At 45.9% G+C, this 19,161-nt stretch carries 13 protein-coding genes; 3 read left to right on the forward strand and 10 right to left on the reverse strand.

The window, feature by feature from the left end; all coding sequences use genetic code 11:
• Positions 1–3: 3 nt before the first annotated feature.
• Positions 4–525 carry a disulfide bond formation protein DsbB gene (gene dsbB / locus C9I89_RS16255; RefSeq protein ID WP_107284368.1) on the reverse strand — a complete coding sequence of 174 codons (522 nt, stop codon included), beginning with the start codon at positions 523–525 and terminating at the stop codon, positions 4–6.
• A gap of 95 nt (positions 526–620) precedes the next feature.
• Complete coding sequence (nhaB, locus tag C9I89_RS16260) at positions 621–2,213, reverse strand: Na(+)/H(+) antiporter NhaB (RefSeq protein WP_107284369.1); 1,593 nt, start codon at positions 2,211–2,213, stop codon at positions 621–623.
• Between the two features lie 498 nt (positions 2,214–2,711).
• Between nhaB and fadR the strand changes: the two genes are divergently transcribed.
• Entirely contained in the window at positions 2,712–3,563 is an 852-nt protein-coding gene (gene fadR, locus C9I89_RS16265; RefSeq protein WP_107284370.1) for a fatty acid metabolism transcriptional regulator FadR, read from the forward strand.
• 194 nt (positions 3,564–3,757) lie between these two features.
• Here fadR and C9I89_RS16270 read toward each other — a convergent pair whose 3' ends face one another.
• The 3 genes from C9I89_RS16270 to C9I89_RS16280 form a co-directional block, all read right to left on the reverse strand.
• A complete protein-coding gene (locus C9I89_RS16270; protein WP_107284371.1) occupies positions 3,758–5,287 on the reverse strand; it encodes a SpoVR family protein in 1,530 nt (509 codons plus the stop codon).
• A gap of 65 nt (positions 5,288–5,352) precedes the next feature.
• Positions 5,353–6,624, reverse strand: coding sequence for a YeaH/YhbH family protein (locus C9I89_RS16275; protein WP_107284372.1), 1,272 nt, complete (start codon positions 6,622–6,624; stop codon positions 5,353–5,355).
• 47 nt (positions 6,625–6,671) lie between these two features.
• Entirely contained in the window at positions 6,672–8,606 is a 1,935-nt protein-coding gene (locus C9I89_RS16280) for a PrkA family serine protein kinase (RefSeq protein ID WP_107284373.1), read from the reverse strand.
• A gap of 595 nt (positions 8,607–9,201) precedes the next feature.
• Between C9I89_RS16280 and C9I89_RS16285 the strand changes: the two genes are divergently transcribed.
• Positions 9,202–9,582 carry a VOC family protein gene (locus C9I89_RS16285; protein WP_107284374.1) on the forward strand — a complete coding sequence of 127 codons (381 nt, stop codon included), beginning with the start codon at positions 9,202–9,204 and terminating at the stop codon, positions 9,580–9,582.
• A gap of 257 nt (positions 9,583–9,839) precedes the next feature.
• Here C9I89_RS16285 and C9I89_RS16290 read toward each other — a convergent pair whose 3' ends face one another.
• From C9I89_RS16290 to C9I89_RS16310, 5 genes are all read right to left on the reverse strand, one after another.
• A complete protein-coding gene (locus C9I89_RS16290) occupies positions 9,840–11,966 on the reverse strand; it encodes a type I secretion system permease/ATPase (RefSeq protein WP_107284375.1) in 2,127 nt (708 codons plus the stop codon).
• Positions 11,963–13,909, reverse strand: coding sequence for a bifunctional diguanylate cyclase/phosphodiesterase (locus C9I89_RS16295; RefSeq protein WP_107284376.1), 1,947 nt, complete (start codon positions 13,907–13,909; stop codon positions 11,963–11,965). Before C9I89_RS16295 ends, C9I89_RS16290 begins: the two co-directional genes overlap by 4 nt.
• Positions 13,910–14,073: 164 nt before the next feature.
• Positions 14,074–14,664, reverse strand: a complete 591-nt coding sequence (locus C9I89_RS16300; RefSeq protein ID WP_107284377.1) for an OmpA family protein — start codon at positions 14,662–14,664, stop codon at positions 14,074–14,076.
• Between the two features lie 14 nt (positions 14,665–14,678).
• The gene (locus C9I89_RS16305) at positions 14,679–15,992 is read right to left on the reverse strand and encodes a TolC family outer membrane protein (RefSeq protein WP_107284385.1); all 1,314 of its coding nucleotides are present in this window, start codon (positions 15,990–15,992) and stop codon (positions 14,679–14,681) included.
• Positions 15,993–15,997: 5 nt separating this feature from the next.
• Entirely contained in the window at positions 15,998–17,392 is a 1,395-nt protein-coding gene (locus tag C9I89_RS16310; protein WP_107284378.1) for an HlyD family type I secretion periplasmic adaptor subunit, read from the reverse strand.
• A 361-nt stretch (positions 17,393–17,753) separates the two neighbouring features.
• Here C9I89_RS16310 and C9I89_RS16315 point away from each other — a divergent pair.
• Positions 17,754–19,161 (forward strand): retention module-containing protein (locus C9I89_RS16315; protein ID WP_146155078.1); only part of this gene is annotated, 1,408 nt, incomplete at its 3' end.

Below are 19,161 nucleotides of genomic sequence, written 5' to 3' on the forward strand. Positions count from 1 at the left end.
CTTCTAGTAACGTTTAATCTTTTTGCCAAAAAATTGTGCAATAACAATCAACGCAAGTGCGATTAGATTCGCGGCAAAAATAACCACTAACCACTGCGGCATCGACTGACCGAGGAAACTCCACACCACTTCACTGCAATCGCCATAGGCTTCGAACATCCATGGAGCCCATTGGTTGAGTGGTGCCCAGCTCGGAAACTGGACAAACAGATCACAGGTCGCGAAAGGTGATGGGTTGAATTGATAGTCAACATGCTGACGGGCTAATTGCAGACCTATGAATGCGCTATACCCCCAGCCAGCCAAGCCAGCCCAGCGAAATATCGCATTTTGTGGTGCAATGAACCCGACAATAGCTGCAAAACCGATCCCCATCATCGCAACGCGTTCATAAATACACATCACACAAGGTCCAAGTTTCATTACGTGCTGGAAGAACAGGGCACAACCTTCAAAGAAGATGATGAACAGTAGCAGTAACAGCCATGATGTCCGACTTTTTGAGAATGTATTCAGAAATTGCATAGGATGATCTCTAAGCTAACTGGAATAAAGCAAAGCCCTGACTTATCAGGGCCTTGAAGTATTATATCTGACTCTTATCTTCGCGAAAGATTCAATTAATGTCCAGCAGCAGGTGCGATAGTCGATATGGCTTCTGCTGTATGATGAGCTAGCCAGCCCATGTCATAGAACCATGAGGTCATAGGTGCCAGCATAAACTCGATACCAGCCAGACCAACCAGTGCCAGAACAATGGTATAAGGCAGTGCCATATACACCATGCGGCCATAAGACAGGCGAATTAACGGAGCCAGGGCGGAGGTCAACGCAAATAGGAAGGCCGCCTGACCGTTAGGTGTTGCCACTGACGGTAGGTTGGTACCAGTGTTAATCGCGACTGCCAGCATATCGAACTGGTCACGAGTGATCACACCGTTAAGCAGCGCTGTTTTTACTTCGTTGATATAAACCGTACCGACAAAGACGTTATCTGACACCATCGACAGCAGGCCGTTGGCAATATAGAACATCGTCATCTGGGCGCTGCCTTCCAGGCTCAGCACCATATTGATAATTGGCGCGAATAGGTGTTGGTCGATAATAACCGCGACAATCGAGAAGAAGACGGCCAATAACGCGGTGAACGGCAGTGCTTCTTCAAACGCTTTACCTAATGCGTGCTCTTCGGTGATACCGGTAAAGGAGGTGGCGAAAATAATAACTGTCAGACCGATCAGGCCAACAGCGGCTAAGTGCAATGCTAATCCTATGATTAGCCATACTGCAATTAACGCCTGAACAGTCAGTTTTGCGTAATCAATGTTGGTGCGGTTTCGACGTTCTTCGTTATCAAAGTCAACCAGGATCTTGCGAACGTTTTCCGGCAGGCGGGTACCGTAGCCGCAAATCTGGAATTTTTCGACAAGCACGCAAGTGAGTAGGCCGCAGAGGAACACAGGTACTGTGACAGGTGCCATACGGATAATGAATTCACCAAACATCCAGCCAGCCTGGTCGGCAATGATCAGGTTCTGAGGTTCACCCACCATGGTCATAACCCCACCCAGTGCAGTACCAATACCCGCATGCATTAGCAGGCTGCGAAGGAATGCGCGGTAATTCTCAAGGTCGTTACGGCTTACTTCGCGAATATGCAAATCGGTTGTGTGGTCGTGAGCAGAGTGAGGCTCTTGCCCCGATGCGACCTTGTGGTAGATGCTGTAGAAACCAATGGTTACACTAATTACCACTGCAATAACAGTCAGTGCATCAAGGAATGCCGACAAAAAAGCAGCCATCACCACAAAGGAAAGCGATAACAGGGTTTTTGAGTGGATACCGATAAGAATTTTGGTAAAGATAAAAAGCAGCAACTGCTTCATAAAGTAGATACCCGCTACCATAAAGATCAGTAGTAGGATTACTTCGATGTTTGCAACCAGTTCATGTTTAACCTGAGCTGGGCTGGTCATACCGATAGCGACAGCTTCAATCGCCAACAGACCACCGGGTTGTAATGGGTAGCACTTTAATGCCATGGCCAGAGTGAAGATGAATTCAATCACTAACAACCAACCCGCAACAAAAGGGTCAATGAGGAAGAAAACAACAGGGTTGATAATTAGAAATGCAATAATTGCAATTTTGTACCAATCAGGTGCCTTACCTAAAAAGTTCTTTATAAAGGCGTTCCCTAACGAAATAGCCATGCTTTGGATCTCTTGTAATGCGTAAATTAATGTATGAGCTGTGTGCTGTCATGCCTTTACAGTCTGAGATCGGGATAACCATAAAATTGTGGTATTGGTTAACGAGTTCTTCATGAGACGTTTTAAGCTAAAAACCATAACCAGGTAACAGATATGGGCAGGATGGTGTTTAACTTAAAGCAGGTAGCAGCTTCCGTTTAGCTCCCGGTATTTATTTGGTGCTAACTGTACAGTTAGATCTGGATCAGTCAAGCCGTGAGATATGAAATGTTAGTTTTATTAACATTTCATCACAAAACGGGAGTTCTGATGTGCCAGAATACCAGTAATGCAATTTACCGTTAAAGTTGTAAGCAAATGTTGCGCAATATCAAACTTAGCTGCCTAACTTGAATTCAAGATATGGATCATTTTTCACCACGGTTTCGTCTATTGCATAACTAGTGGTATGATGAGTTCATAAAATGTAAGCAAGAAGCAAATTGGAAAAGTAATTAGATGGTTATAAAGGCTGATAGCCCAGCAACATTTGCTGAGAAGTACATCATTGAAAGTATCTGGAATGGTCACTTCCCTCAGGGCTCTATTCTTCCTGCTGAACGTGAATTATCAGAACTGATTGGCGTAACCCGTACCACATTGCGAGAGGTGTTGCAGCGCTTGGCGCGTGATGGCTGGCTGACCATTCAGCATGGTAAGCCTACGCGGGTAAATAATTACATGGAGACCTCAGGTCTGAGTATTCTTGATACTTTGATCACCCTGGATGGTCAGGATGTTCAGAGCGTTCTTGAAGATCTGCTGTCTGCCCGTACTGATATCAGTAGCGTTTACATGCGCTATGCGATCAAAGGTAACAGCGAGGAATCCAGTAAGCTACTTGATTATGTCATTGATTCTTGTGAAAAGCTTCTTGAGGCTGACAGCTTCATCGATTTTGTTGAAAGCCGAGATGAAAAAATCGAGCTGATGCAAGAAGTGAAAAAAATCAATGATAAGTACGGTAAAGATCAGCCGGAATTGTGTGAAGCAATTTGCCGGGCGCGTGCTTTTAACTACTTTGACTACCAGATGTTCCAGGGTATGGCCGGAAAATCTGGTAATACCTTGTATGTGCTAACCATTAATGGTTTGCGTAAGATCTATACCCGTGTTGGTGGTTACTACTTCATGAGTTCAGAAGCCTGCCAGCTAGCACTGGATTTCTACCGCGATATAAAATCATACTGTGATAACAATCAGCCGGAACTTGTCGCTGATCGTATTAAGAAGTATGGCCGTGATAGTGGTGCGATTTGGTACAGTAATCGCGTTGATATTGCCCGTTATATGTACGAAGAAGAACAATAATGTATTAGGGGCGAGTATCTCGATACGAGTTTCTAGATACTAGAGTCGAGTCAAAGCGATTCATAGAATTGAAGCCCTAATAAACAGATAGAAATGGAGAGGCATTGCCTCTCCATTTTGTTTTTATACTTCTAAACTCTAAACTCTAAACTCTAAACTCTAAACTCTAAACTCTAAACTCTAAACTCTAGAACCTAGATCTCCGTATTGTATTGGTTACGTTTCGGGCAGGTCGCTAGAATTTGGGTTCTGCCATCAGGCATCTCTTCTTCTAGCGTGACGTCAAACCCCCATATCCGGTGCAGGTGTTTAATTACCTCATGGTAGCTGTCTGCCAGTGGCACGCGATTATGCGGGATGTACCTCAGGGTCAGCGAGCGGTCACCTTTCAAAGCCACATTCCAGACCTGAATATTCGGTTCGTGATTACTGAGGTTATATTGGGAAGAGAGTTTCTCGCGAATGGCCTGGTATCCCTCCTCGTTATGAATAGCATCAACTTCAACGTAATTGTGTCGGTCATCGTCATTCACCGCAAAGAGCTTGAAGTCCCGCATCACTTTAGGCGATAAAAACTGACTGATAAAGCTTTCATCTTTAAAGTTTTCCATCGCAAAATGAACGGTCTCTAACCAATCCTTTCCGGCAATATCTGGAAACCACTGTTTATCCTCTTTGGTGGGGTTTTCACAGATCCGCCGAATATCCTGGAACATGGCAAATCCGAGAGCATAAGGGTTAATCCCACTGTAATGAGGGCTGTTGTATTCAGGTTGTGCCACCACATTGGTATGACTATGAAGAAATTCCATAATGAAACGATCGGTCACTAAACCTTCGTCATACAGGTGGTTGAGAATGGTGTAGTGCCAGAAGGTGGCCCAGCCTTCATTCATTACCTGAGTTTGTTTCTGTGGATAAAAGTATTGGCTGATTTTGCGTACAATACGTATGATCTCCCGCTGCCAGGGCTCCAGCAGAGGTGCATGTTTTTCGAAGAAATAGAGAATATTTTCTTGTGGCTCTGAGGGAAAACGTATTTCCTCTGACTGACTTTGTTTCTCCTCTTGACTAGGAATGGTACGCCACAGTGCATTAACCTGAGTTTGCAGATAGTCTTCACGTGCTTTTTGGCGTGCGGTTTCTTCAACTAATGAGATTTTTTGTGGACGTTTATAGCGGTCGACGCCGTAATTCATCAGAGCATGGCAAGAGTCGAGCAGTCTCTCGACGTCTTCCACACCATGCTTTTCCTCACATTTGGTGATGTACTTCCGGGCAAACAATAAGTAGTCAATGATTGAACTGGCATCAGTCCACGTTTTGAATAAATAATTGCCTTTAAAGAAGGAGTTGTGACCATAGCAAGCATGCGCCATAACCAGCGCCTGCATTGTGATGGTATTTTCTTCCATTAAATAAGCGATACATGGGTTGGAGTTAATGACTATTTCATAAGCAAGCCCCATCTGACCATGCTTGTAGCCGCGTTCTGTTTCGATAAAGCGTTTACCAAATGACCAGTGATGGTAATTGATCGGCATACCGATGCTTGAGTATGCATCCATCATTTGCTCTGCGGTGATGATCTCAATCTGATTTGGATAGGCATCCAGCCTATAATGCTTGGCAACGCGAGTGATTTCCCGGTGATATTGCTCAAGCAGGTCAAATGTCCAATCAGGACCATCACTGAGTGTTTTTGTCTTTGTGGTTGTAACCATATAACACACTCCCCCTAAGGCTTATTGACATCTAAGACTATGAGTCTGGCAAAACTAAGCCGCCGCTAGCTGACTTGTTTTTTGAATAGCTCCCGGAACACAGGGAAGATGTCATCCACAGTCCTTATGTTCTGCATGGCAAAGTTGGTATGACTTGTCTGCAGTGCTTCATATTCTCGCCACAGTGTCTGGTGTGCCCGCCGTGTGATTTCAATGTACGAGTAGTAGCGGGTAACCGGCAGAATATGCTTGTTTAGCAGTTCGCGACAACCCGGAGAATCGTCAGCCCAGTTATCGCCATCCGATGCTTGTGCGGCATAAATGTTCCATTCGGCAGGAGAGTAGCGTTTCTTGATGATCTCATCCATCAGGCGAAGCGCACTTGACACTATGGTTCCCCCCGTTTCCTGCGAATAGAAAAATTCATGTTCATCCACTTCTTTTGCCTGAGTATGGTGGCGAATAAACACCACATCGACATTTTTGTAAGTTCGGTTTAAGAACAGATACAACAGAATGTAGAAGCGTTTGGCTATATCTTTGGTGGCCTGATCCATCGAACCTGATACATCCATCAGGCAGAACATCACCGCCTGGCTGGAGGGCTGAGGTCGACGTTCATAATTTTTGTAGCGCAAGTCAAACGTATCGATAAACGGCACACTGCTGATTTTTTGCCGCAGGGCCTGGATCTTCTGTTTCACTTTTTCTTCTTCGAACGGTTGTGCAGGTTCGGTGTTTTGCAGCAGCTCCAAGGCTTGCTCAAATTCCCGAAGCTGGCGCCGCTTTGCAGCCGTCATGGCGGTACGGCGTGCCAATGAATTCTGCAGCGATTTTACAATCGCAATATTGGCGGGTACGCCGGATGACTTGAAGCCGGAGCGGAAGGTTTTCCATTCCACAATCTTATTTAGCTGGTTCTTCTCAAGGTTTGGTAATTCGAGATCTTCAAATAACAAATCAAGATATTCATCTTTGGAAATCTGAAATACAAACTCGTCCTGACCTTCACCATCTTGGCTGGCTTGACCTTCACCGGCACCGCCTGAACCCGCCCCTCCAGGGGGGCGTTCAATGCGATCTCCGGGACTGAATTGGTCGTTGCCCGGATGGACAACCTCACGTTGTCCACCTTGGCCTTGGTGAAAGCTGGGCTCTCTGATATCACGAGAAGGGATGGAAATATCTTCCCCGCTCTCAACATCGGTGATGGAGCGCTTGTTTACCGCATCAGCAATGGATTCCTTAATTTGCTGTTTATGGCGGCGCAAAAAGCGCTGACGATTCACCGTGCTTTTATTTTTACCATTGAGCCTGCGGTCTATAAAATTCGCCATAAGCTCTCCCCCCTGTATATTTATTCCACCGCGTCTTCATCCCAACGTTATGAAGATTTACGTACGCGCAGGTACCATTCAGATAGCAGACGTACTTGCTTGCGGGTGTAGCCTTTTTCCATCATGCGAGAGACGAAATCATCATGCTTCTTCTGCTCATCAGTAGAGGTTTTGGCATTGAATGAAATAACAGGAAGCAGTTCTTCGGTATTCGAGAACATTTTCTTCTCGATAACCGTGCGCAGTTTTTCATAACTGGTCCAGTTCGGATTTTTCCCGGCATTGTTTGCTCGGGCACGTAGTACGAAGTTAACTATCTCGTTTCGGAAATCCTTCGGATTACTGATACCGGCTGGTTTCTCGATTTTTTCCAGCTCGTTATTCAATGCTGAACGGTCAAACAGCTGACCGGTTTCAGGATCACGGAATTCCTGATCCTGAATCCAGAAGTCCGCATAGCTGACATAACGGTCGAAGATATTCTGGCCGTATTCAGAGTAAGATTCGAGATACGCAGTCTGGATCTCTTTACCAATGAATTCGACGTATTTAGGAATGAGGTAACCTTTCAGGAATTCAAGGTATTTCTCAGCCAGATCTTGCGGGAACTGCTCTCGTTCAATTTGTTGTTCAAGTACATAGAACAGGTGAACAGGGTTTGCTGCAACTTCAGAGTGATCGAAATTGAATACACGGGAAAGGATCTTAAAGGCAAAACGCGTCGACAGACCGTTCATGCCTTCATCAACACCGGCATAGTCACGGTATTCTTGGTACGATTTTGCTTTCGGATCGGTATCTTTCAGCGTTTCACCATCATAAACCCGCATCTTCGAGTACAAGCTTGAGTTTTCAGGCTCTTTCAGGCGCGAAAGCGTGGTGAAGCGAGCCAGAATTTCCAAGGTGCTTGGTGAGCATGGTGCCGATGACAGTTCACTGTTCTGCAACAGCTTTTCGTATATTTTGATTTCTTCCGAGACGCGTAAGCAATAAGGTACCTTCACGATGTACACACGGTCCAGGAATGCCTCATTGTTCTTGTTATTTCGGAAGGTGAGCCATTCAGATTCGTTGGAGTGAGCCAGGATAATACCTTCAAACGGCAGGGCAGACAGACCTTCAGTACCGTTGTAGTTACCTTCCTGAGTTGCTGTTAACAGAGGATGAAGCACTTTTAATGGTGCTTTAAACATCTCGACAAATTCCATCATACCCTGATTGGCTTTACATAGTGCACCGGAATAGCTGTATGCATCCGGATCATCCTGGGCAAAATGTTCCAGCTGACGAATATCAACTTTACCCACCAGTGATGAGATATCCTGGTTATTTTCATCTCCGGGTTCTGTTTTGGCGATACCGATTTGATCAAGGATAGAGGGACGTACCTTGACGACCTTGAACTTGCTTATATCACCACCAAACTCGTGTAAGCGTTTAGCCGCCCAGGGTGAGACGATGGAGTTCAGATAGCGATCAGGGATGCCATATTCTTTATTGAGGATTTCACCGTCTTCATTTTTATCAAACAGGCAGAATGGGTGATCGTTAACTGGGCTGCGTTCACCATTGGCCGTCAGGATATAAATGGGCACTCGCTGCATCAGGCTTTTTAGTTTTTCAGCCAGAGAGGATTTACCGCCCCCGACAGGGCCAAGCAAGTACAGGATTTGCTTACGCTCTTCGAGCCCCTGCGCGGCATGTTTCAGATAAGATACGATTTGCTCAATGGCATCTTCCATGCCGTAGAAATCTTCGAACGTTTTATAACGAGAGATGACGCGGTTAGAAAAAAGTCGGCTCAAACGTGGATCCTGAGCGGTGTCGATCATTTCGGGTTCGCCGATTGCCATTAGCAAACGTTCTGCTGCATTGACGTAAGCACTGCGGTCATTACGACAAATCTCAAGGAATTCTTGCAACGAAAGCTCTTCATCCTTGGCTTCTTCATAGCGTTGACGATAGTGGTCAAAAATACTCATGGTATGCCCCCTGAATCATTCTTTGATCAATTAGAAAGGATGAATAAGAATTACTTTCACATCCCTCACATATTAAGACTAGACGTAACTGATCAATTTGGTTCACTGAGTTGTTGGTTTATAAATAAATTTCCTTTTTACACTGGCCTTATTAATGTGGTGTTTTTTTTAACACAGTCTTACTATCCTCCTAAAAAATGGGGTGTGCAAGGGAGTTAGTTAAAAAATTGTTCGTTATTGTTTTGGAAAAGATGCGAGTTTGATCGTTGAAATTAGAATTAGTCGTTGTGTTCGCATAATCTTTCATCAGTAGCATTCTTAACTGAAGTTCATGAGAGTTAACATTATTATTGCCATGAAATAGTATGATTTTATAGACTGATAGGTCTTTTTTTAACCGCCTTGAGTTTTGCCATCTTGATTAGCCTTGTCATTCGCTTCTGGTTTAAACCGCAAATCAGCGGCGTTTATTAATTCAGAGAATCGAGGCTAAAAGGCCTGGCAATCGGCTTTATTTGTAAGCGAAATCAACACCTCTGATTTAAGCTTGATAAGTAAGAGCTGAAAAAGTAGTCGTGAGAGGGGAGCTTGATTTATGGGTATTTCACGTGTTGACACTGTCTCGATCCCTGTGTCCGATCAGAGCCAGGCATTGTTGTTTTATCGTGATGCATTGGGCTTTGAACTAATTCGTGATCATCATGCAACCAATCAAAAACGGTGGATTCAGCTGGCGCCGAAAGGCGCGGAAACGACGATTAGTTTAGTTATCCCTTTCGCGGGTATGAAAGCGGGATCTATTCAGGGGCTGGTGGTACAAACCGATGATATTTCTTCTACCTATAGCGGATTAACGGATCGGGGCGTGGCATTATCAGAAATTGTCACCTTGATGGGGGGGCGATTTGCAACGTTTGCCGATCCTGATGGTAATGGTTGGGTACTCATCGAAGCGAATTCGCATATGCTGGCGTAATCAAAAAGTTTGTCGTAGTGGTGGTAAAAAGGATGAAACACCAACTTTATCTGCGAAAGTGTTTCACCTTTTTTTATTCTAGTTTCTAGTTTCTAGTTTCTAGTTTCTAGTTTCTAGTTTCTAGTTTCTAGTTTCTAGTTTCTAGTTTCTAGTTTCTAGTTTCTAGTTTCTAGTTTCTATTTACTCGCTACTCGCTACTCGCTACTCGCTACTCGCTACTCGCTACTCGCTACTCGCTACTCGCTACTCGCTACTCGTTACTCGTTACTCGCTTTTGCGCGAGGTGTATTGCCTTCGCGTAGCTGATTCAATACCTGCTCTTTTGGCCCATCGGCGATGATGCGCCCTTGTTCCATAACAATCAGTCGATCGACGATATCCAACATACTGGTTTTATGTGTGATCAAAATCAGGGTCTCATCTTTCGATAGGCTGTTGAGCTGATGTTTGATGTACATTTCAGAGCGGTTATCCATGCTGCTGGTTGGCTCATCCATCACCAGGACCGGCGGGGTTCCGACTAGTGCGCGGGCAATAGCGACAGACTGGCGTTGACCTCCAGACAGCGCACTACCACCTTCCCCCACTTGCTTTTCCAAACCCGCCGGATCTTGTTGGGTGAAGCTGGTCACGCCTGCACGTTCAGCTGCGAGAAGTATTTCCTTGTCGCTGGTCAGTGGGCGTCCCAGGGTAATATTGTCGCGAATTGAGCCAAAGAACAGCATGATATCTTGCGGAACACAGCCTATATTACGGCGAACATCAATATGATGGAGCTGGTTGATGTCGGTATCATCAATGCGTACCGAGCCTTCTGTCGGCCGGTAAAGTCCCATAATCAGGCGCTCTATACTGGTTTTCCCTGAGCCGATACGACCGATAATGGCAACTTTTTCACCGGGGTTGATGGAAAAGCTGATCTCTTTCAGTGCTGCAACCTGGGTGTTTGGGTAAGTTAAACTGACTTTATCGAATTCGATTTTTCCCTGAATCACCGGGCGGTGAATATAGCGTTTACCGTCTTCTTGCTCGGTTGGCATCTGCATCAGCTGTTCGATAATAGTCATGGCTGATTTTGCCTGATTGTAGCGAGTTGAAAGCAACGATAACTGAACCATTGGCCCTACGGCACGTCCGCTCAGCATGGTTGCGGCAATTAATCCCCCCATTGTTAACAGGCCGTCGGCAATTAAGTAGACCCCAAAGACAATCATGGCAACAGATACAAACTGTTGCAGGAAGCCAGCGGTATTTTGCACTGAATCGGTCAGGCGGCGAGATTTAATGCCCCAGTTTGCCATATGAGCAACGGCTTCTTCCCAGCGGTACTGGAACTGACTTTGAGCGCCGAACATTTTTACTGTTTCTAAACCACTCAGGCTTTCAATCAGATTGGCGTGTTTCTGCGAAGATAAACGGGAGCCTTCTTCGATAGTGCGGCGTAACGGACGCTGGATAAGTAAGCTGTAGAGTGCCAGAATCGCTACCGCAATGAGTGGCACAAGAGCCAATGGCCCGGCAACAAACCAGATGAACAGCAAGAACATCAGGGCAAATGGCAGATCGATCAGTGAAGAAACTGTCGCGGAGGTAAAAAACTCCCGAATGGACTCAAATTCCTGCATATGGCGGGCAAATGCACCCACTGATGGCGGTTTGGCCTCCATGCGGATGCCCATGACTTTGCTGAAGATTTTTGCCGAGATTAGCAGGTCAGATTTTTTACCCGCTAAATCAATAAAGTAACTTCGCATTAATTTCAATATCAGATCAAAGACGAAGATGACGGTGATACCGATAGCCAGTACCCATAAGGAGTCGAAGGCAAGATTGGGTACAATCTTGTCGTAAACCAGACGAGTAAACAGAGGTGCTGCAATCGCAAATATATTGATCAGTATGGAAGCAATAAATACATCACGATAAATTGAGCGAGATTCCCACAGGGTGCTCCAGAACCAGTGGCCATTACGGGTTTTCAGTATTTCCGGCGAACGTTCGTCATAATGAAAGCGCTTTTTAATCAGGAACAGGTGGCCGGAGTATTGATTGTCTAATTCCTCAAGGCTGATCCATTGCTGCGTGCTATCGGCATGAGACAAGACCACTTCCGCTTCGTTTTTGTCCTTTTCAATACTGAGGATAACGCAAGCGTCGCCCCCCTTAAGCAGGGCAACTACCGGAAACAGCAGCGGGGAGATCTCATTCAGTGCCATCTTGCTGGCTTTTGCCTGCAGGCCTGCTTTTTCAGCGGCCCTTGGCAGTAAGAACGGGGTCAGAAGCCCGTCAGCCAGTGGCAAATCCGCAGTCAAGGCGTCTGGCGAGTTGGCCTGGCCGTAATAGCGGCTCACGTAGACTAAAGATTGCAGTAGAGGGTCTTTCATACCGTTTTCTCGCTATTTATGTTATCGACAACATAACCTTGGAAACCTCTTACCATTAGTTGCGCGAGTTTCTCTTGCTGGCTTGCAGTTTCGACCCTTGATGCAATGGTCGTGATCGACAAATTATTGGCTGTACGGGTAATAGAGGCCAGTACATCTGCTTTAATTTGGTTATCAATTTGATTGGTATAGGCAAAATCCAGTTTGACGTAAGCCGGACGGAATTTGCTCAGGTAACCAATCGAACTGAAATTATGACCAAAATGGTCAATACCAAAATGGAAGTTGTTTTGATTGATGATTTCACACAGCAGGCTAGTGTTATTACTGTTTTTGATAAAGCTAATTTCGGGCAACTCAAAGAGAATGCGGTGGCTCAATGACTGATAAGACTGCATTTTGTTGGCCAGCCAGCGCATAAAACCGGTGTCGTTGACACTGCTCTGGGTTATGTTGACTGCTACTGGTCCCAGTTCAGGGGTGGCGACGAGCTTGCTGAACATCTGTTCGAGAATGTGCATATCCAGCAGGGTACCAGCATTGAAATGTTCTATAGCGCCTAAGAACTGGCCAGCTGAATAACGTTGATGGCCTTTTTGGATATAGGAAAAGACTTCCTGATGTAATGGTTCACCCTTGTCGTTGACTGCTTTTTGGAAGTTAAACTTGAACAGATTGTTGGCGATAGCTTCATCAACCAGTGCTTTCCATTGTTGTTTCCCCATTGCGGATTGCTGCTTGTCTATTAATGATGGTTGCATGGCATCAAACAGCATCAATGGTTCTTTAGCTTGTTGTCTGGCTTGCATTAAAGCGTTATCGGCCTGAGCCAGAAGGGTCGTGATATTGTCGTCGTCGCACCGCATTACAAGGCCAACGGCTGCCTGAACAGGGGCGACATCGAGCGGGTCGGGTTGAAGTTCTGAAGCCATATATAGCATGGTACGGCCAATCATTTTCAGTTCAGTCGCCGATATATTCGGTGCAAGAAGCATAAACTCAGATTGGCTAAGTCTGGCGATGGTATAGTCATCGGTCGCGAGATCTTTCATTCGACCAGCCAGTTTCTGTACCAGTTGGTCGCCAGCTTCATAGCCTCTGTTCTGGTAGCTGTCTTTGATCAAATCCACTTGTAGCAAGGCCACCCCACCTTTAGAAGAAACTGAGAGCCAAGAGCTTAGCTTGGTGAGCAGGTAGCTACGATTAGCCAGGCCAGATAGGGGATCTTGATAAGCACGCACTCGCAGCTTGTCTGCTTCTTGGGCTTGTTGGTCAAAATGCACCTTGAGCTGGGCACTCATATGGTTGAAGGCCCTGACAACATCCCTTAGTTCACAGGTATGAGGAATAGATAAAAGCTGATCAAATCGGTTGTTAGATATTTCATTGGCACGCTGTTGAATGGTTTTTAACGGTTTTAATACATTCAACAGGATAAGCGCAAGAACGACAGCACCGAGCAGGAAGATCACCAGAAAATCAATGATTAGTTGCAGTGTGGTTTGCCAGAGCTGAAGGTAGGCATAAGCAGGGTTACTGGTTACGGAAAGCGTAGCAAGTTGCACTCTTCCGCTGGTTAGCATTGTTGATTTGATGATGGGATGGATCACGATAGCATCACGGAACCACTCCGGAATACCGGTGACTTCCGAAGGGTAGCTACGCTTGTATTCGTCATTACCCTGCAGTATTTCCAGTGTGACGTCGCTGTAAAAACTGCTGTCGAAGGCCGCATTGATAACGGACTCAGCCAAGACTTTATCGTCAGATGCCAGAGCTGGCGACAGCACCATACCAATAGCACTGATAGCATTCTCTATTTCTGTTGACTGCTGCTCATGCAGAAAGTCACGAGTCGAATTAAATTGGATAACAAACACGGAGGTGATAAGTGTAAAAAATACACTCAGCATCCATATCAAGAGTTTTCGGTATAGTGTCATCGTGATTATTCATCAAAGTTAATTTGTGGTTAAGTGTGCTGATGGGGTGGTTTTATTGATTCGATTTAAATTGTTCTCAGCCAGCGTATTGGCGCTGACTGAGAGCAATATGCAAAAGACCCAGGTTGTAATTTCGTCCTCGGTCCTCTGTTTATTCTGGGAGATCAGTTGTCACGTACAGTGAAAATAGTCCACTCTTCAACTACATTGCTTTTTGATCCAACTACCTTAGCGACCACCCGGCGGCTCAGGGTATTCGTTGTTTCTTTTGAATCCGCTTTTACTGGATCAGAGTCCCCGAACCCCACGGTTTTTATCCGGTTAGGATCAATGCCATCGGCGATAAGCTGGTTACGAACCTGTTGGGCACGGCGCTGCGACAGGGCGATATTATAGTCGTGACGGCCAACGGGACTGGCATAGCCTTTAAGTTCAATGGAAGTGTTTGGGTATTTATTCAGAAACTCGCTCATTCGCATGATTTCAGGTAAGAAAGAATCTGGTGTAACATCGGAGTCATTAGCAAACAGCACCTGCACGCCATTTTCTTCTTCACGGTTCACATGAACAGGGCAGCCATTATTATCAACCACGGCAGATAATGGGGTTTCGGCACACTTATCTCGGGCATTAATAACGCCATCGTTATCTAAATCGCTCAGGTCTCGTGATTGCTCTGCGAGTGGCGGTTCAGCTGGCTGAACAGAACAGCCGAATAGGAAAAGAGTTAATAAACCTATTACAGTTCGTTTCATGGTTTGATTTCCTATTATTTGACAGTATTTGACCAGCTTTCAGCAACGTCAACACGCATTTCTGACAGCAGCAGGCCGGTAGCATTGAGAAGACGGTATTTTGCCAAAATCCCATTGTAGTGCGCTTGTAGATACGATTTTCTTGCTTCAAACAGCTCGTTTTCAGTATTTAGCACGTCCAACAGGGTACGCTTGCCAATTCTAAATTGCTTTTCATAGGCGATAACCGTGCGGGCTGAAGCGTCGACGTGCTGTTGCAGAAACTGGGTTTGATTGTTGGCCAGTTCCATGGCACTCCAGGCTAAACGGGTGCCTTCTTCAAGCATGCGGTGGGCGCGGTCACGAATGTCTTTAGACTTATTCAGCTGGTAAGCGGCACGACGGCTTTTCGCCACATCTGAATTACCGTTAAATAGGTTGTAGCGCATTTTCAGCATGGCTTTAAATTCATCAGTATCTCCCCGAGAACCGTCCAGCTCTTCGCCCCACTGCTGGGAGGCTTCGACAGTAAAGGTTGGATAGAAGTTACCTTTTGCCTGCTTATATTGAGCCTGGGCAGCGTCAATATCATTAGTGGCTACATGTACAACCGGGTTGTTTTCTTTCGCTTTCTCCAGTGCATCGTTTAGAGAGGTGGCGACATAATTAATATCAACTTCCGGTTTTGTCAGATTTTCCGGATACGTGCCAACGGTGCGTAAAAAGGCCGTGATTTTATCGTTTAGATTGCTTTGCGCTGACAGCAAGTTGGTGTTTGAACGTGCGAAGCGGCCTTCTACCTGTGCCAGATCTGCAGTTGAACCTATACCGGAGTCTGCACGTTTCTTGATGTCTTGAAATATTTTCCGGTGTACTTGGTAATTGGCTTCAGATAGTGCCAGCACCTCTTGTGCGCGGAGGATATCAAGGTAAGTTTCAGTGGCTTCGAGCGCCTTATCCTGAGCGTCTGAGAGCAGTTGGTAACGCTGCGCTTCGGCCTCAGCTTTATTTCGCTGGATGTCATTGTAGGTAATTGATCCGTCCCAAAGAAGTTGGCGAATACTGATTTTCGCATCTCTGGGGTTAAAATCACCTTTGCTGCCCACATCATTATCGTAGTTTTCATAGCCAATACCGGCTTCCAGATCTACCGAAGGTAAATAGTCTCCGGTAGATGCATCAATCAGCTCGTATTGACTCATGAATTCGTTATAGGCACTTTTGATCTCAGGGTTTGACGCCAGAGTTTGAGCTACGGCTTGTTCAAGAGACTGAGCAGATGTTGGCATCGTTATACACTGCAGTCCGATAAGCAGTGCTAGTTTATTAATTTGCTGTTTGGTTATCATTCTCATCACTCTCTTAACGCTGTCTGGCGCGCTTTGAGCACAGGTTTAAGCAGATATTCCAGAACGGTACGTTTACCGGTAATAATATCTGCCGATGCGGTCATGCCCGGAATAATAGGCAAAGGATCGCCGTTTTCTCCGGTCAGACTATTTTGAATGGTACGAATACGTACCTGGTAATAACTGTTCCCTTCCTCGTCCTGAATAGTGTCAGCACTGATGTTCTCCAATATCCCGTTTAGGCCACCGTATATAGTGAAATCATAAGCACTAAATTTGATGACGGCTTGCAGGCCTGGCCTCAAGAAACCAATATCTTGCGGTGCAATTTTGGCTTCTATCAGCAGGTTGTCTTCAGAGGGTACAATTTCCACCAGAGGCATACCCGGCTGGATAACGCCACCCACCGTATTGACGTGGATTTTCTGAATCGTCCCTTTTACCGGTGAGACAACGACAGTTCGGTTTACTCTGTCTTCAAGCCCAACCTGTGATTCAGATAAACGTGCCAGCTTGTCGCTGGTTTCATTGAGCTCTGCCTGTACTTCAGAACGAAATTTCAAAGCAATATCGATGTGTTTGTAAACGGCTTCTTGAATCGAGGCGTCAATCACTGGGATCTGTAATTCAGTCGAATTTAGCTCACGCTTTGTATCGTTTAACTGACGTTGCAGTTTGAGTAATTCGATTTCGGGTACAACACCCTCATCAGCCAGTGGTTTGGTGATGGCGTATTCTTTATTCGCGATGTTGTAACTACGACGTAAATTACTGATTCTATACTTGGTTTCGATCAATTCTCTTTCTTTCTGGCTTATTTGTTCGGCCATGACGGAAAACTGGTTCTCTAAGTTAGCGATCTTATCTTCATATTCGTTACGCTGGCGACGAACTAGCTTTGGATGATTATTAGCAAATTCAGACTCAAATACCCGAGTTTGATTAGTAACAGTAACGCTGTTTTGCCAGTTGGTTTTCGCCATGGATTTATCGACGGTCACGCTGTTTAATAGCGCACGTAAGCGCATTGAATCTGCTTGAGAACCGGCAAGATCCAATACCCTTTCTTGAAAATCAGAACGAAAAAGGGTGTCGTCAATTAACAACAGCTTTTGATTTTTCTCGATTTGCTGGCCTTCTTTAACAAGGACCTGTTTGACTATTCCGCCTTCAAGGTTCTGAACGATCTGAAGTTGGGAGGAAGGGATAACTTTTCCTGCTCCAACGGTAACTTTATCGAGTTTTGCAAATGATGCCCATACGATGGCAATGATAAAAAATAAAATGATTACCCACAGCATTATGCGGGAGCTTCTCGGTGTGTTAAGTAGCAGTGCTGCTGTTTTGTCATCAATAAAATCGAGATGAGATATTGAGATGGCGTTAAGTTTTTTATTCATTAATGCTGTTTATGCGCTCGCGGTTTAATATTTTGATATGCCATTTGATATGGGAATATTTCGCTATTCATAGGATGTTTGTAACAAATTAATTCAAATGATAAGCTGACAAAATATTGACGTAAAGTGTTATTTATTTCTTTTGTAAGTATGAATAACAGCATTACCTGTTGAATTATAAGGTGAGAAGTGATGTCACTCTGTTTCATAAGGGTAGTTAAAAATACTGTTTTCTATGGTAAAGCCAGCTGGTGATGCCTATTTTTACGCGAAGAAAAACAATAAATAATACAATGTTCACAATCATGGTCGTGGCGCATTAGTGCAATGATGAATACTTATTTGGTGGTCGGATTCAGATATGGAAAAAATTGATAATAATAAAGTAGCTGATGTGAAAGTAGCAGATGGAATTGCATTTGTTATTAAGGGCGATAATCAGGTGGTTGCCGTTAAAGCAGAGTATCAGATGCAGCTTGATGAAGTTGTGGTCGCTAATTCAGGCACTAATTATGTGGTGCTGCGAGACGGTGTTCCTGTCATTGTCCATGAACCATGTCCGACATGTATTATGCTGTCAGATGAGGGCGTGAAGGTGACGAAGCTGGATAGCAGCGTTTCTTTTAGCCCGGAAGTAGCCGAAGGAACGAGCTTTGGTGCCGATGACGTGGCTGCAATTCAGCAGGCGATTTTAGCTGATCAGGATCCGACTCAGATTTTAGAGGCAACGGCAGCAGGTTCTGCGAACGTTGGCGCTTCGAATCAGGGCTTTGTTGTTGTCAACTATGATTATGACAAGGTACAGGCTGAAGCCGGATTCGATACCACCTTCAACGATAACTTGGCATTGGATGAGGAAGATCCGCGAAGCAGTGCGCTACAAACAGCTCCGTTAATTGTTAATGAAGCGCCTGTGGCACAAGCCAAGATCGATAATGCGAGAGAAGGTGGTGAAATCGTCAGCGGCAAAGTCACCGCCACAGATGCTGACGGCGATACTCTTACCTATAAGCTGGTGGATCAAGCGATTCCAGCGGGCCTCACATTCAATGAAGACGGCTCCTACACATTCGATCCGACCCATGATGTATATAACAGCCTGAAAGAAGGCGAAACGACAGATGTTCAGGTGACCTACCAGGTCGATGACGGACACGGGGGGAAAGATACCCAGACTCTCACGATCACCATCACCGGCACCAATGACGTTGCCGACATTACCCCCTCTGCCGACGGCACCGATCAGGGCGCGGTGAAGGAAGACGTGACGCTGACCACCGGCGGCAAGCTGGAGGTTTCCGACGTCGACGCCGGCGAGGCGGTGTTCGCCCCGCAGAGCAAGGTTGCGGGCGAGCACGGTACCTTCAGCATTGACGCCGAGGGCAACTGGACCTACGAGCTGGACAACAACGATCCGGCAGTACAGGCGCTGAAAGAGGGCGAGACGCTGCCGGCCGAGACCTTCGAGGTCAAGAGTGCCGACGGCTCAGCATCCCACCCGATCACCGTGACCATCACCGGCACCAATGACGTTGCCGACATTACCCCCTCTGCCGACGGCGCCGATCAGGGCGCGGTGAAGGAAGACGTGACGCTGACCACCGGCGGCAAGCTGGAGGTTTCCGACGTCGACGCCGGCGAGGCGGTGTTCGCCCCGCAGAGCAAGGTTGCGGGCGAGCACGGTACCTTCAGCATTGACGCCGAGGGCAACTGGACCTACGAGCTGGACAACAACGATCCGGCAGTACAGGCGCTGAAAGAGGGCGAGA

This window comes from Photobacterium lipolyticum, assembly GCF_003026475.1.
GTDB classification, from domain to species: Bacteria; Pseudomonadota; Gammaproteobacteria; order Enterobacterales; family Vibrionaceae; genus Photobacterium; species Photobacterium lipolyticum.